The organism is Streptomyces sp. NPDC044033, assembly GCF_056434425.1.
Map to the genome: position 1 here is coordinate 39,381 of NZ_JBWKFF010000013.1, position 13,768 is coordinate 53,148.

General features: G+C 72.1%; 15 protein-coding genes. 6 read left to right on the forward strand and 9 right to left on the reverse strand.

Annotated elements, in window-relative coordinates; genetic code table 11:
- Positions 1-34: 34 nt before the first annotated feature.
- The gene (der, locus tag AC07AB_RS22710) at positions 35-1,495 is read left to right on the forward strand and encodes a ribosome biogenesis GTPase Der (RefSeq protein ID WP_478569706.1); all 1,461 of its coding nucleotides are present in this window, start codon (positions 35-37) and stop codon (positions 1,493-1,495) included.
- 49 nt (positions 1,496-1,544) lie between these two features.
- On the opposite strand, the gene AC07AB_RS22715 is transcribed toward der, so the two are convergent.
- Together AC07AB_RS22715 and AC07AB_RS22720 are read right to left on the reverse strand one after the other, a co-directional pair.
- Positions 1,545-1,826: a hypothetical protein gene (locus AC07AB_RS22715; RefSeq protein WP_478569708.1), complete on the reverse strand. Its 282-nt coding sequence runs from the start codon at positions 1,824-1,826 to the stop codon at positions 1,545-1,547.
- Positions 1,827-1,969: 143 nt separating this feature from the next.
- Complete coding sequence (locus AC07AB_RS22720) at positions 1,970-2,782, reverse strand: hypothetical protein (RefSeq protein ID WP_478569710.1); 813 nt, start codon at positions 2,780-2,782, stop codon at positions 1,970-1,972.
- 451 nt (positions 2,783-3,233) lie between these two features.
- On the opposite strand from AC07AB_RS22720, the gene AC07AB_RS22725 reads away from it, so the two are divergent.
- The 4 genes from AC07AB_RS22725 to AC07AB_RS22740 all read left to right on the forward strand — a co-directional run bounded on the left by AC07AB_RS22725 (position 3,234) and on the right by AC07AB_RS22740 (position 7,232).
- Positions 3,234-3,887 carry a transglycosylase family protein gene (locus tag AC07AB_RS22725; protein ID WP_478569712.1) on the forward strand — a complete coding sequence of 218 codons (654 nt, stop codon included), beginning with the start codon at positions 3,234-3,236 and terminating at the stop codon, positions 3,885-3,887.
- A gap of 841 nt (positions 3,888-4,728) precedes the next feature.
- The gene (locus AC07AB_RS22730; protein ID WP_478569714.1) at positions 4,729-5,979 is read left to right on the forward strand and encodes a glycosyltransferase family 4 protein; all 1,251 of its coding nucleotides are present in this window, start codon (positions 4,729-4,731) and stop codon (positions 5,977-5,979) included.
- The gene (locus tag AC07AB_RS22735) at positions 5,976-6,881 is read left to right on the forward strand and encodes a hypothetical protein (RefSeq protein ID WP_478569716.1); all 906 of its coding nucleotides are present in this window, start codon (positions 5,976-5,978) and stop codon (positions 6,879-6,881) included. Before AC07AB_RS22730 ends, AC07AB_RS22735 begins: the two co-directional genes overlap by 4 nt.
- A 180-nt stretch (positions 6,882-7,061) precedes the next feature.
- Positions 7,062-7,232 (forward strand): hydrophobic protein, encoded by a 171-nt coding sequence (locus AC07AB_RS22740; RefSeq protein WP_478569718.1) that lies wholly within the window; start codon positions 7,062-7,064, stop codon positions 7,230-7,232.
- A gap of 114 nt (positions 7,233-7,346) precedes the next feature.
- On the opposite strand, the gene ctaD is transcribed toward AC07AB_RS22740, so the two are convergent.
- From ctaD to AC07AB_RS22770, 6 genes are all read right to left on the reverse strand, one after another.
- Positions 7,347-9,086 carry an aa3-type cytochrome oxidase subunit I gene (ctaD, locus tag AC07AB_RS22745; RefSeq protein ID WP_478569720.1) on the reverse strand — a complete coding sequence of 580 codons (1,740 nt, stop codon included), beginning with the start codon at positions 9,084-9,086 and terminating at the stop codon, positions 7,347-7,349.
- A gap of 164 nt (positions 9,087-9,250) precedes the next feature.
- Positions 9,251-9,541, reverse strand: a complete 291-nt coding sequence (locus AC07AB_RS22750) for a gas vesicle protein K (RefSeq protein ID WP_478569722.1) — start codon at positions 9,539-9,541, stop codon at positions 9,251-9,253.
- Positions 9,538-9,753 (reverse strand): gas vesicle protein, encoded by a 216-nt coding sequence (locus tag AC07AB_RS22755; RefSeq protein WP_478569724.1) that lies wholly within the window; start codon positions 9,751-9,753, stop codon positions 9,538-9,540. Before AC07AB_RS22755 ends, AC07AB_RS22750 begins: the two co-directional genes overlap by 4 nt.
- Positions 9,750-10,655, reverse strand: a complete 906-nt coding sequence (locus AC07AB_RS22760) for a GvpL/GvpF family gas vesicle protein (protein ID WP_478569726.1) — start codon at positions 10,653-10,655, stop codon at positions 9,750-9,752. Before AC07AB_RS22760 ends, AC07AB_RS22755 begins: the two co-directional genes overlap by 4 nt.
- Positions 10,656-10,732: 77 nt before the next feature.
- Positions 10,733-11,455 (reverse strand): GvpL/GvpF family gas vesicle protein, encoded by a 723-nt coding sequence (locus tag AC07AB_RS22765; RefSeq protein WP_478569728.1) that lies wholly within the window; start codon positions 11,453-11,455, stop codon positions 10,733-10,735.
- A 131-nt stretch (positions 11,456-11,586) separates the two neighbouring features.
- Positions 11,587-11,889 carry a gas vesicle protein GvpO gene (locus AC07AB_RS22770; protein ID WP_478569730.1) on the reverse strand — a complete coding sequence of 101 codons (303 nt, stop codon included), beginning with the start codon at positions 11,887-11,889 and terminating at the stop codon, positions 11,587-11,589.
- Positions 11,890-12,295: 406 nt separating this feature from the next.
- On the opposite strand from AC07AB_RS22770, the gene AC07AB_RS22775 reads away from it, so the two are divergent.
- Complete coding sequence (locus AC07AB_RS22775) at positions 12,296-12,511, forward strand: I78 family peptidase inhibitor (RefSeq protein ID WP_478569732.1); 216 nt, start codon at positions 12,296-12,298, stop codon at positions 12,509-12,511.
- A 127-nt stretch (positions 12,512-12,638) separates the two neighbouring features.
- Here AC07AB_RS22775 and AC07AB_RS22780 read toward each other — a convergent pair whose 3' ends face one another.
- On the reverse strand, positions 12,639-13,667 hold the full coding sequence (locus AC07AB_RS22780) for a phosphatase PAP2 family protein (protein WP_478569734.1): 1,029 nt from the start codon (positions 13,665-13,667) through the stop codon (positions 12,639-12,641).
- Positions 13,668-13,768: the final 101 nt, after the last annotated feature.

Genomic DNA, 13,768 nt, shown 5'->3' on the forward strand with positions numbered 1-13,768 from the left:
GTGGCCCATCGATGATGAACGAGGAACGGACTTCATGAACGACCAGATCCACTCCGGCGACGAGCATGGTGAGCTTGGCGACGCCGAGTACACGGAGTTCATGGAGCTCGCCGCGCAGGAAGGCTTCGACCCGGAGGACATCGACAGCGAGCTGGCGGCGGCCGGGCACGGCCCGCTGCCCGTGCTCGCCGTCGTCGGCCGCCCCAATGTCGGCAAGTCGACCCTGGTGAACCGCATCATCGGCCGCCGTGAGGCGGTCGTCGAGGACAAGCCCGGCGTCACCCGCGACCGCGTCACCTACGAGGCCGAGTGGGCGGGCAGCCGCTTCAAGGTCGTCGACACCGGCGGCTGGGAGCAGGACGTCCTCGGCATCGACGCGTCGGTGGCCGCGCAGGCCGAGTTCGCCATCGAGGCCGCCGACGCGGTGGTCTTCGTCGTCGACGCCACGGTCGGCGCGACCGACACCGACGAGGCCGTCGTCAAGCTGCTGCGCCGGGCCGGGAAGCCCGTGGTGCTCTGCGCCAACAAGGTCGACGGCCCGTCCTCCGAGGCCGACGCGGCCATGCTCTGGTCGCTCGGCCTGGGCGAGCCCCACCCCGTCTCGGCGCTGCACGGCCGCGGCACCGGCGACATGCTCGACGCCGTGCTGGCGGCGCTGCCCGAGGCGCCCGCGCAGACCTTCGGCACCGCCCTCGGCGGGCCGCGCCGCATCGCGCTCATCGGCCGCCCGAACGTCGGCAAGTCCTCGCTCCTGAACAAGGTGGCGCGCGAGGAGCGGGTCGTCGTCAACGAGCAGGCCGGCACCACCCGCGACCCGGTCGACGAGATGATCGAGCTGGGCGGCAAGACCTGGAAGTTCGTGGACACCGCCGGCATCCGGCGCCGCGTCCACCTCCAGGAGGGCGCCGACTACTACGCCTCGCTGCGCACCGCCGCCGCCGTCGAGAAGGCGGAGGTCGCGGTCGTCCTGATCGACGCCTCCGAGTCCATCAGCGTGCAGGACCAGCGGATCATCACGATGGCCGTCGACGCGGGCCGCGCGCTCGTCATCGCCTACAACAAGTGGGACACCCTCGACGAGGAGCGCCGCTACTACCTGGAGCGCGAGATCGAGCGCGACCTGGTGCAGATCCCGTGGGCGATGCGGGTGAACGTCTCGGCGCTCACCGGCCGCCACATGGAGAAGCTCGTCCCGGCGATCGAGACGGCCCTGGCGGGCTGGGAGACGCGGGTGCCGACCGGGCGGCTCAACGCCTTCCTCGGTGAGATCGTGGCCTCCCACCCGCACCCGATCCGCGGCGGCAAGCAGCCCCGCATCCTCTTCGGGACGCAGGCGGGCGTCCGGCCGCCGCGGTTCGTCCTCTTCGCCTCCGGCTTCCTGGAGGCCGGCTACCGGCGGTTCGTCGAGCGCCGGCTGCGCGAGGAGTTCGGCTTCGAGGGCACCCCGATCCACATCTCCGTGCGAGTGCGCGAGAAGCGCGGCCGCAAGCAGTAGCCCGAAGAATCGGGAGAGGGCGGACCGGAGCGCCCGGGGGCGCGGGCGACTATCGCCCGCGCCCCCGTCCGTCCCGTGGGGCGGGCGGCAGCGCGGGCTGCCCGTTCACCGGCACCCGCCCGAACGGCTCCCAGAACCCGGAGCGCCCGGAGTGACCGGGGTACCCGGTGCTTCCCTGCTGGCGGCCGAAGGCCGTGAAGGCGAGGTCCGCCTCATCCGTACGGTCGCCGGGCAGCGCCCGGAAGGACCGCCGGTACTCGGAGTACAGCGCGTCGTAGATGGGCGTTGCCGAGCCGTGGTGATCCGCCGAGCCGTCGTGCGACGGACGCATGCCGGGGATCTGGTGCTGGTACGGGTTCCGAGACGAAGGGTCGTATGAGTGCACATAGGTGCCAACGACCTGATTGCCGCTCGGATGCGGGTGCGACGGGGAATGTCCCGTTGGCGGGGTTTGCGGCCGGTGTGGTGCGGTGATCACGTGCCCGCCAGCGGCATCGCGGCGCCGACCAGCAGGCCGGCCGCCGCTGCCCGGTCCAGTGCCTCCGCGAGCAGGTCCTCGCGCGGCTGTGCGCCGATGGTGCCGACCGGCGCGGCGAACACGAGCACCTTCTTGGTCCGGTTGACGGTGGACCGCCAGTCGTCGGTGACCTGGAGCGGCTGGTGCGCCTGCCACCAGGCGGTCGGCGTGATGCCGGGGCCGGGCTGCAGGACGGCGTGCAGCTGGCCCATGGCCACGAGCACGGACCAGCCGGGGTTGTCGGCGGGCGGCTCCTTGAGGTGGCCGACCGGCACGAACCCCTGCTCGGTCAGGAGCGTGAGGAACTCGTCCTCGGGGCCGTCGGTGCCCGGGCGGACGATCGGCTCGGTCGGCTCGACCACGAGCGCCGGGTAGAGGTCGCCGCTGATCAGCACGAGGCCGCTGGTCACGCCGAGCACGGCCTGGCGGGGGAGCGTCTCGATCGGCGGGGCGGGCGCGGGAACGGCGGGCGCGGGCGCCGTGGGGGTGCCACCCTCGCCGTTGATGGACCGGACGGCCCCCTGGAGCTGCTCCTCCGAGACCGGGACGACCTGGGAGGGGATGCAGCTCGCGTGGGCGAAGGCGAGTACGGCCGTCTCCTCGCCGACGAAGAGCACGGTGCTGGTGCGCTCCTGTTCGGTGTCGCCGGCGGTGCGGCAGGACGTGCAGTCGTAGCTGCCCGGGGCGTTGTCGCCGGTGAGCAGCCGCTCGGCTTCCTGGTCGCCGATCTCGGCGCGTACCTCGTCGCTGACGTCGAGCATGCGCGGCACTGGGGCTCCTTGAACTCGGTGCGTGCGCCGGGCTGTTCCCGGCTCATGAGAAGACAACGGACGATCTGTGTCGAGGGTCACGCGTAGGCCGGGCCGGGATCGCGGCAATCGGCGCACACGGTGAGAAGCGCGGCGGAACCGCTCACTCCCTGCCAACGCGTGGGTAATGCATGGAAGTTATCCAGGTGAGCTGAGTCACAGATCATTCGGATCACTCAGTGGTAAATGCCGATATCTCACTATCAAGTGGGTGTCTGAAAAAGGCTGATACCGCCGGTAACGTCGAACTGGCCTGCTGCGGGAGGGGAAGCGGTTGCCGTCGGGGTGAGCGGCTCCCTACATTCACCGGCCGTGTGCAGCGAGCACCGCCCGAGGCCAGAGCGGAGGACCGGCGTCCGATACGGCGGCCCCGCACCGGCAGGGGGACCTCGGGTCCGTCGAGAGGGAATCCATGTCCAGACGTCGTCGCGAGACAGCAGCGTTGGCCGGGGCCGTACTTCTCGCCCCGCTGGCGCTGCTCGCCGCCACCGGCCCGGCCGGGGCGGCGGACAGCGGAGTGTGGGACCGTATCGCCGCCTGCGAAAGCGGCGGAAACTGGCACGTCAACACCGGCAACGGCTACTACGGCGGGCTCCAGTTCAGCGCCGGGACCTGGCGGGCGCACGGCGGCGGCGCGTACGCCGCGACCGCCGACCGGGCCAGCCGGGCCCAGCAGATCGCCGTGGCCTCCAGGGTCCAGGCGACACAGGGCTGGGGCGCGTGGCCCAGCTGCTCGGCACGAGCGGGGGCCTCCGGCAAGGCGCCGGGGCACCTGACCGCGAATGCCGTGCCGAAGGCCGTTCGCAAGGCCGCCCCGAAGCCCGCGCCCAAGCCCGCTCCGGAGACGGGCCGCGGGTCGTCGCACCAGGCCGACCGGCACCGCTCCGCGCCGGACCGGCCCCGCCTCACCGTCCGGGGCGGCCACTACACCGTCGTCTCCGGCGACACCCTGGGCGGTGTCGCAGCCGTCCACGGCACCACCTGGGGGGCGCTCCACGCGGCCAACCGCTCCGTCATCGGCCCGGACCCCGACCTGATCCTGCCGGGGCAGCGGCTCGCGTTGTGACCGATCGCGTCGGCGGCCGCCGCGGTGACACGCGGCGACGCCGGCGCCCGGCCCGCCCGGTCGACCCGACCGGGCGGGCCGACCCGCGCGGGCGCCGAGGGCGTGTGCCGGGCCGTGGGCAGGGCCCCCGGGGCGGCGCGGCGGGCGCGCCGGACCCCCATGGCGACGCGCGGCCGTGCGAGGCGATGGACGCCGCCGAGGCCCCCATGCGCAGACCTGGACGGCGACCGCCCGCGAGGACCGCAAGGGGCGCCGGACCGCCGTAACGCCCTGTGGGCGGCGGGTTCCAGCCGAATCACGACGGCGCGTGCGACGCGGAAGCGCGCGGGTTCCGGCCGGGCATGGGCCGCTATGCGAAGAACGAGGCGATCTCGGGGCAGGGGCTGGAGGGCCGGGCCGCGGCCATGGGGTTCACCGATGCCGCCGCGTCCCGTTCTCGGGCCGTCACCCCGGGCCGCGTACGGCGCTTCATGAGCGACCGCACCCTCTGTACGGCGCGTGGCCTGCCGTTTCCGGTCCCGTACGCGAAGTCGGCCGGGCCGCCCGCGAGCCGCCGTACGCGCCTGTCGGTGGCGCGTCGGCGGGCCGGGTTCGGAGCGGGCGGGGCGCTGGGCCACCGAGGGCGGCGACATGATCCACAATTGCTTCACTGTTCCCCTCCTTGCCCACCGGCCGTAATGCGGGGGACAGTGAAAAGTTCCCGGTTCCGGCTACCGATTGGCCATCGCTTCAAGAACGACTTGGTGAGCACGGTCAACCTCGGCCACCGGGCGACAGTCTTATCTCAAGGCAGGCGGGCGAGTGGTAACGTCCGCTGGAAATCAGCGGCATACGGGGTCGAATGCACATTTCATTCCTTATCCACAACGCGTACGGCATCGGCGGGACGATCCGGACCACGTACAACCTGGCGAGCGCGCTCGCCGAGCAGCACGACGTGGAGATCGTCTCGGTGTTCCGCCACCGCGAAGAGCCGATCCTCGCGCCGAGCGGCGATGTGCGCCTGCGCCACCTCGTCGACCTCCGCAAGGACAGCCCCTCCTACGAGGGCGACGACCCCGAGCAGGAACGCCCGGCCACCGTCTTCCCTGCCACCGAGGGCCGCTACAAGCAGTACAGCGCGCTCACCGACCGGCGGATCGCCGAGCATCTGCGCGGCCTGGACTGCGATGTCGTCGTGGGCACCCGCCCCGGGCTCAACGTGCACATCGCCCAGCAGGCCCGGCGCGGTCCCGTCCGCGTCGGCCAGGAGCACCTGACGCTCTCCACCCACTCCGCGCCGCTCAAGCGGACGCTGCGCACCGCCTACCCCCGGCTGGACGCGGTCACCACCGTGACCGAGGCCGACGCCGACACCTACCGCAAGCTCATGAAGCTGCCCGGCGTACGCGTCGAGGCCGTGCCCAACTCCATCCCCGCGCCCGCGGTCGCCCCCGCCGACGGGACCGGGAAGTGGGTCGTCGCGGCCGGCCGCCTCGCCCCCGCCAAGCGGTACGACCTGTTGATCCGCGCCTTCGAGAAGGTCGTCGCCCAGCGCCCCGACTGGCGGCTGAGGATCTACGGCGGCGGCGCCGAGCGCGCCAAGCTGCGCGCCCAGATCGACAAGCGCGGCCTCTACAACCACGTCTTCCTCATGGGCCCCGCCAACCCCCTGGACCCCGAGTGGGTCAAGGGCTCCGTCGCCGCCGTCACCTCCAGCCTGGAATCCTTCGGCATGACCATCGTCGAGGCCATGCGCTGCGGCCTGCCGGTGGTCTCCACCGACTGCCCGCACGGCCCCGGCGAGATCATCGACAGCGGAGTCGACGGCCTCCTCGTGCCCACCGGGAAGGTCGACGCCATCGCCGACGGCCTGCTGAGCCTCATCAACGACGACGAGCTCCGTCAGCGCATGGGCCGCGAGGCCCTCGCGCACTCGGAGCGCTTCGACCCGTCACGGATCGCCGGCCGCTACGAGTCGCTCTTCGCCGACCTCGTGGCCCGCGGCTCGCTGCGCGGCTCGCTGCACCGCACCCGCGGCGCCCTGCTGAGCAACGCGTTCCGCAGCAAGGACGTCGGAAGAGCAGCGCTGCGACGGGGGCGAGCCGCATGACGACCTCCGCCCCGCGCCACCACCCCGTCACCCCACCCGAGGAGCCCACCATCGTGTCTGCCCCGCCGCGCGCCGACTGCATCGCGGACTCCGCGGGCGGACTCACCTTCGACGTCGACGTCTGGGGCCGCCCCGCCCCCACCGGCGACTGGACGGCCGCGCTCGTCCTGCGCCGCCGGGTGGCGGACGCGGACGTCGATTCCGATGAGGTCCGCCTGCCCCTGTCGCCCAACGGCGACGGACGGCTGAGGGCCGTGCTGCCCAGCACGGTCGCGCTCCCCGAGGGCCGCTGGGACATCCACGTGGCCTGCGGCGAGGACGACGTCCGGCGGCTCGTGCCCGGCCTGAACGACCTGCGCTCGCTCGTCGACCGCAGGCCCGGCCAGAGCATCTCGCCGCTCGCCGTCCGCATCCCGTACGCGACCAAGCACGGCAACCTCTCGCTGCGCAGCTGGCTCCGCGGGCCGCACGCCGAGGCCGCCGACATCCAGGTCGAGAGTGCCGGCATAACCGCCCGCGGCCTCCTCTACCGCGTCCAGGACCCGCAGGCGTGGTTGGACGGCGCCGTGGTCGAGGCCCGCTGCCGGCGCGACGCCGCTCTGGTCCACACGGTTCCGACGACCGCCGAGGGCACGGAGTTCGCCTTCACCCTGCCGTACGGGCCGCTGGCGGAAGTGTGGCGCGGCGGGCTCGACGTATGGGACCTGTGGCTGCGCCCGGCTGACGGCGAGCCGGTCCGTATCGCCCGCATCCTCGACGACATCGCCGAGAAGAAGCCGGTCTTCGTCTATCCGGCGCGCCCCATCGACGCCGAGCACGCCCCCGCGCAGGCCGGCCCGTACTACACGGCCGACAACGACCTGTCGCTGCGGATCGACGAGCGCGAGCCCGCCGCCCGCTGACGGCCCGCCGCCCGCTGACGGCCCGCCGGCCGCCGAGGGGCGCCGGGCGGGCGCCGCCCCGTCCGACGGGCGGGCACGGCACCGTCTCGGACGGCGGCGGGTGCCGTCTCGGACAGCGGCCCGGAAAAAGGGGTATGGAACGCGCATCCAGGGGCACTCGGCGCTGCGGAGGTGCGAATAATGGTTCCAGTTCTTCTCGTTCTCCTGCTCGCCCTGATCCTCTTCGGCGCAGGTTTCGCGATCAAGATTCTGTGGTGGGTCGCGGTGGCGGTCCTGGTGATCTGGCTGCTCGGCTTCCTCTTCCGGTCCACGGCCGCTGGGGGGAGCAGGTCACGCTGGTACCGATGGTGACCGGCGGCGCCCGCCGCCGGATGCCATGATCCGATCAGATCTACGCGACCGCCGGCCGCCGAGGCCGAGCAACACTCCTCGGCGGTCGGCGGACGCATGCGGCCACGAGCCGGCTCAGCCGTTCTCCGGGGCGGTCGGCTCCACGGGACCGTCCGTTGCGGAAGACGACTCCGGCCCGTCGGCCACCCCCATCTCGTCCCGTACGACCATCTCGTCCCGTACGACCTGCGGATGGTGCAGGTCGAAGGCCGGGGATTCGGAGCGGATGCGCGGCAGGGTCAGGAAGTTGTGGCGCGGCGGCGGGCAGGACGTCGCCCACTCCAGCGAGCGGCCGAACCCCCACGGGTCGTCCACGTCGATCTTCCGGCCGTATTTCGCGGTCTTCCAGACGTTGTAGAGGAACGGCAGCGTGGACAGGCCCAGCAGGAACGCGCCCGCCGTGGAGAGGGTGTTGAGCGCTGTGAAGCCGTCGGCCGACAGATAGTCCGCGTACCGCCGCGGCATGCCCTCCACGCCCAGCCAGTGCTGCACCAGGAACGTGGTGTGGAAGCCCACGAACAGCGTCCAGAAGTGCAGCTTCCCGAGCCGTTCGTCGAGTAGTTTGCCGGTGAACTTGGGCCACCAGAAGTAGAAGCCCGCGAACATCGCGAACACCACCGTCCCGAACACCACGTAGTGGAAGTGCGCGACGACGAAGTAGCTGTCCGTGACGTGGAAGTCCAGCGGCGGCGAGGCCAGGATCACGCCCGTGAGCCCGCCGAACAGGAAACTCACCAGGAAGCCGATCGCCCACAGCATCGGCGTCTCGAAGGACAGCGAGCCGCGCCACATGGTGCCGATCCAGTTGAAGAACTTCACCCCGGTGGGCACCGCGATCAGGAATGACATGAACGAGAAGAAGGGCAGCAGCACCGCGCCCGTCGCGAACATGTGGTGCGCCCACACGACCACCGACAGCCCGGTGATCGCCATCGTCGCGCCGATCAGCATCACATAGCCGAAGATCGGCTTCCGGGAGAAGACCGGGATGATCTCCGTGATGATGCCGAAGAACGGCAGCGCGATGATGTAGACCTCGGGATGGCCGAAGAACCAGAACAGGTGCTGCCACAGCAGCGCCCCGCCGTACGGCGCTTCGAAGACCATCGACCCGAACCGCCGGTCCGCCTCCAGGGAGAGCAGCGCGGCCGCCAGCACCGGGAAGGCCATCAGCACGAGGATCGAGGTGAAGAGCACGTTCCAGGTGAAGATCGGCATCCGGAACATCGTCATGCCGGGCGCGCGCATCCCGATGATCGTGGTCAGGAAGTTCACCGCGCCGAGGATCGTGCCGAAGCCGGCCAGCGCCAACCCCATGATCCACATATCGGCCCCGCCGCCCGGCGACCGCACCATGCTGTTCAGCGGCGCGTAGGCGGTCCAGCCGAAGGCCGCGCCGCCCGCGGGCATCAGCAGGCTGGACACCACGATCAGCCCGCCGAAGAGGAACAGCCAGTACGAGAGCATGTTCAGGCGCGGGAAGGCGACGTCGGGAGAGCCGATCTGCAACGGCATGATCTCGTTGGCGAAGCCCGCGAACGCCGGCGTCGCGAACAGCAGCAGCATGATCGTGCCGTGCGCCGTGAACGCCTCGTTGAACTCCTCGTTCGTCAAGATCTGGAGCCCGGGGCGGGCCAGTTCGGTGCGCATCAGCAGCGCCAGCACGCCGCCGATCAGGAAGAAGCCGAACGACGTGATCAGATAGAGGTGGCCGATCTTCTTGTGGTCGGTCGTGGTCAGCCAGGCGACGACGGTCTGTCCGGGCCGGCGCACCCGCACCGGACCGGCGGCAGCCTCCGCGGTGTCCGCACCCATCTGTGCTCCCTCGATGTCGCCTGCGCCGGGGTGAAGGGCCCTGGGCCATGGAGCGTGGGCCATTGGGGCATTGGGCTTACGAGCATTCGGGCTCAGGCCATGATGCTCGCCGCCCGGCGGTTGCGCGAGGGTGCGTCGGGGTGCTTGGGGGTGCGGATCACGCCTTATTCAGGGGGCAGCAGCGGCCCGAGCGGGCCGAGGTCCAAATTGAGGTCCGCGGCGCTCAGCCCGTACCGCTCGCGCAGCTCGGTCATACGCTCCGAGAGCAGCATCAGGGTCAGCCCCATCCGCTCCTCCTGATCCTCCGTCAGATCGCCCTGGTCCACCCGCCGCAGCGCCTGCCGCTCCATCAGCTGGCGCAGCAGCTCGACGACGGTGAGCACCAGCTTCATCAGATCGCGCTCGACGGTGTCCCGGTCCAGTTCGACCCGGCCGCTCACGGTACGGTCACTCACGCGTCCCACTCCCTCCCCGCGCCGATCTCCTGTCCCGAACTGCCCCACGGCGAGGGCACGTTCTCGTTCACCGAGCTGATGAGCGCCCGCAGGTCGATCCGTACGAGGTCGACGTCGGCGATCCGCAGCGTGATGTCGCCCGCGATCACGGCGCCGCCCGCCAGCAGCCGGTCCAGCAGGTCCACGAGCGCGAGCTGTTCCTGTTCCCTCACTCGTCGGCGCCCCGCTCCTCGCGGGAAACGAAGGAGTACGGCGCCCACGGCCCGGTCAGCTCCAGCCGCACGCCGTCCGACGCCTGCGCCAGCTCGCCCACCCGCGTGGTGAACTCGGAGCTGCGCTCGCGGCGCACCAGATACGCGGCGTTGAGGACGTTGCGGTCCGGATCGCCGGAGAGCCTGGCGTCCTGCGGCGGGTGCAGCCGGACGCCCTCGGCCAGTGCGGCGAGGGCATCGTGCACCAGGCGGGCGCGCTCGTCGGCGTGCTGCCGCCGCTCCTCGCGGGCCCGCCGCTGCGCGCCGCGCCGGCGCAGGTAGTCGCGGCCGGAGCGGCTGGAGCCGCCGGGGCTGCCGGTGCTGCCGGAACTGCCGGGGTCACCGGTGCTGCCGGAGAGCCCGGAGGCGCCCGCGACCGCTTCCTCGGCCCCGCCGTCCGAGCCGGCCCCGCCGTCCGGCCTGGCCCCGCCGTCCGGGCCGGGCCCGGCGGCGTACGCCTTGACGCCCCACTCGACCCGCCCCTCCAGGCGGTCGAGCACCGTGGCGAACTCCTCCCGCTCGGCGGCCAGTACGCGCCGCAGCCCCGCCTCGTCGCGGTAGACGGTGGCCAGCCGCAGCGGCAGCACGCAGCACTCCCGCGAGGCCGCGTCCACGACCCGCTGGTGGGCGCGGGCCACCTCGCTCAGCCACGGCAGATCCTCCAGCCGCGCGCGCAGCCCCGCCTCGTCGAAGTCGGCGGCGGGCACCGGGCTCACCAGCGCCGCGAGCCCCAGATGCCGCACCGTCCGCACGGGCCGGCCGCACACGCCGCCGACGGATTCGAGCGCCGCGTCGCCGGTCTCGGCGTCCCGTGCGACGGCATAGGCGTACAGCAGCTCCCCGGTCGTCGGGCCCTCGGACACCGCGACCCCTCCTCCCGTCCGTCGATCCGCTTTCCGCGGGCCGGCCGCCTGCCGGCCCGCGGTCCCGCCGCCCCCGCTCACGGCTCGACGAAGCTGTACGGAGGCAGCGGGCCGTGCACGTTCAGCTCCATGTGGGGGTGGTGTCCGGTCAGCTCGTCGACGGTGCGCAGCAGCTCCTCGGCGCCCGCGCCCTTCTCGACGAGGAAGGACATGTTCACGAACCAGCCGCCGCTCTCCGGCCCCGGCCGGCTCTCCTCGGACAGCGGCAGCAGCGTCTCCTCCACCAGCCTGGCGTCGCGCTCCTCGCGCTCGCGCACGCTGCCCGCGACGAGTTCGCCGAAGCGCAGCCGCTGCTCGTACGTGCCGCCGCCGGCCGACCGGTTGGCCTCGGCGAGGGCGCGCAGCTCGGCGCTGTCGGCGAGGACGAGGTGGAGTACCGCGTCCTCGCGGTGCACGGCCTTCACGTTGTACTCGACGCGGCCGGTCAGCCGCTCCAGTTGGTCGTGGTAGTGCTCGGCCTGGTCGGTCAGCACGGTGCGTACGGCGTCGTCGCTGGGGGAGACGCTGCCGAACCGCATCGGCAGCACGGCCGACCGCTCGCCGACCCGGGCCAGCACCTGCTGGTGCGCCATCAGGTCGCGTCGCTTGGGCCGCAGGTGCTCCGGGCAGTCGCTGACGATCGCGGTGAGCCGTCCCTCGTTGAGCGCGCGCACGGGTCGCGGCGGGTCGCCGACGCCCGTGAGCCGCTCCGGGTACTCGACCCGTTCGCCGCGTGCGATGCCGTACACATACGTGCTCACTGGCTCTCCGTCCGTCCGGGGGCGGGAGGCGGGGGCAGTGGTCATGTCGCCGGTCTTCCTCTCCTGGTGCTCGTGGCCGGCGCGGGGCCGGGTGCCGGGTATCAGCCGCGGCCGGGGCCGGGGGCCGGGTGTCAGCCGCGGTCGGACCGCGAACGCTCGTAGCGGCGGATGCGCCGGTAGCCGGTGAGGCGGCCGTCCGCGTCGAGCGTCACTTCGTAGAGCGCCATGAGACTCATCGTCTCCGGCACCCGGGCGACTTCCACGACCTCCGCCTCCACTGTCCAGCCGTCCTCGGTCCGCTCGAACCGGGAGACCGTCTCGGGTGTCCGTCCGGTCAGTTCGGCCAGCTGCTCGCGGGCCGCGCGCAGAAGTTCGAGCGGTGTCGGTTCGCCGCCCGCCGCGCTCTTGTCTCGCTTCTCAGGTGTGTCTGTCATAGGTGACCTCGGGGGAGCGGGTACCGCTCCGGAGCCGCGTCAAACCTGTGCGGGGGCCAGGGGCAGGATGTGGCGGATTTGTGTAATCCATGTGCCCGCCACCGCATTTCGCCGCGCCGCGTGAATTCCGATGGCCGGGCCTGTCCGCTATCCCCGCGTCCGGGGCTTTAGCCGCGCGTGCCCGATCGGCCCGCGGCATTCCTCGGGAAGGGCCCGGGAATTTATCCGGAGACCGTTAGCGTGTCTTGGACACGGCAAGAGAAGCACCGTACGAGTGACGTCCGTTACGGCAAACCGGAGTCAGTTTTCTGTGACACAAGTGTGACCAGTGGCGAACACGTTGCGCATGAGTCCATGGCACCGCCCGGACTTCCGCCGCCGGGCCCGGCGGCCTACGGTGGCTGCCATGGCACCTCTTCCGAAGCCCCCTTACGAACCCGAGGACGACCCGGACCGGTACGTGGGTCTCGACGCGGCCGAGGCCGAGGAGCAGGCCCGCGCGCGCGGCTGGAGCACGGTGCGCGCGCTGCCGCCGGGCGCGATCATCACCATGGAGTACCAGGGCGGCAGGCTCAACTTCGAGGTCGGGCACGGCACGGTGCGCCGCTGCTGGAAGGGCTGACGGCCCGGCCGCACGGCGACGGCCCCGGCCGCCCCTGGTGGCAGGGGCGGCCGGGGCCGCGGTGGTGCGGGGAGAAGGCTGTGCGTACCGCTTCCCCGCGGGCCGGTCGGCGCGGCGGCCGAGGCGCTCAGGTGCCGGCCGTGCGCCCCCGCCCGGCCGAGGGTCCCAGCGGCGCCGTGCGCGGGGCGCGGTCGCCGTGCGGCGGGCGGCGGCTGCCGCCGGGGGTGACGGGGGTCCGCTCGGAGCGGACGGTGTGCGGCCGGGGCGACAGGTGCGGCCAGGCGTCCGGAACCCGCCCGGCGGCCGGGGACGAGCCGCCGCCCGACCGGCTGGCGGCCCCCACCGGTTCGAGGACGGGCAGTTCGTCGTCCACGGCCGGGCGCGGCGCGGCGATGACGGTCAGACCGCCGGCCGGAGCGGGGGTGAGCGCCCCGCTGTCGCGCAGCCGCCGCAGCAGCGCCATCACGTGCGCCTCGGCGTAGGCCATCATCGGCTCGAACCAGGGCAGGGCCAGCAGGACGAGCAGGCCGGCGGTCCAGCCGAGCGTCACATCGCTCACCCAGTGGGTGCCGAGGTAGACGGTCGTCATGCCGATGCCGAAGGCGAGCGAGGCGACGATCACGGAGGTGACGCGGCGGGTCAGCGGGGTGGTGGCCAGATAGGCGAGTACGCCCCAGGTCACGACGGCGTTGGCGGTGTGGCCGGAAGGGAATATATCCCCGCCTGCGAACATCTCGTTCGAACCGATCTCCGTCGCGTAGTGCGGCCCGAGCCGGCCCATGCCGAGCTTGGCGGCGCCCACGGTGATGTTGAGCAGCAGCAGTGAGGAGCCCAGCACCAGCAGCGGGCGCAGGCTCTGCTGCTTGTACGAGCGCCAGCCCAGCCAGGCCGCCACCGCCACCGCCGTCGGCCCGCGCTGCCCCAGCACCACGAAGTAGTCGAGGAAGGTGTGGATCTCCGGCCACTGCTTGTACGGGTGGAACAGCATGACCTGCCAGTCGAACCGCACCGGCCAGGACGTGGTGAGCACGCCGACCACGATCGCCAGGTAGACCACGAAGGTCGCCACGAAGATGCCCAGACGTGTCCGGGTCATCCGTGGTCGCGGATCGTCAGGGCGCTCCTCCGCTTGGACGAGCTCGTCATTGGTACGCACCCAATCGACGTTACATTGGGTGACAGGAAGGCATGGCCGATCAGGACTCTTTGTGATGACGATGTGATGTGGAGTCTGTCTCGATCGTGTCTTTCGATGGC

Coding starts and splice junctions, on each gene's coding strand:
- AC07AB_RS22740 (WP_478569718.1), top strand. CDS start 7,062: ATGGTTCCAGTTCTTCTCGTTCTCCTGCTCGCCCTGATCCTCTTCGGC.
- AC07AB_RS22715 (WP_478569708.1), bottom strand. CDS start 1,826: ATGCGTCCGTCGCACGACGGCTCGGCGGATCACCACGGCTCGGCAACG.
- AC07AB_RS22730 (WP_478569714.1), top strand. CDS start 4,729: ATGCACATTTCATTCCTTATCCACAACGCGTACGGCATCGGCGGGACG.
- AC07AB_RS22775 (WP_478569732.1), top strand. CDS start 12,296: ATGGCACCTCTTCCGAAGCCCCCTTACGAACCCGAGGACGACCCGGAC.
- ctaD (WP_478569720.1), bottom strand. CDS start 9,086: ATGGGTGCGGACACCGCGGAGGCTGCCGCCGGTCCGGTGCGGGTGCGC.
- AC07AB_RS22770 (WP_478569730.1), bottom strand. CDS start 11,889: ATGACAGACACACCTGAGAAGCGAGACAAGAGCGCGGCGGGCGGCGAA.
- AC07AB_RS22725 (WP_478569712.1), top strand. CDS start 3,234: ATGTCCAGACGTCGTCGCGAGACAGCAGCGTTGGCCGGGGCCGTACTT.
- AC07AB_RS22735 (WP_478569716.1), top strand. CDS start 5,976: ATGACGACCTCCGCCCCGCGCCACCACCCCGTCACCCCACCCGAGGAG.
- der (WP_478569706.1), top strand. CDS start 35: ATGAACGACCAGATCCACTCCGGCGACGAGCATGGTGAGCTTGGCGAC.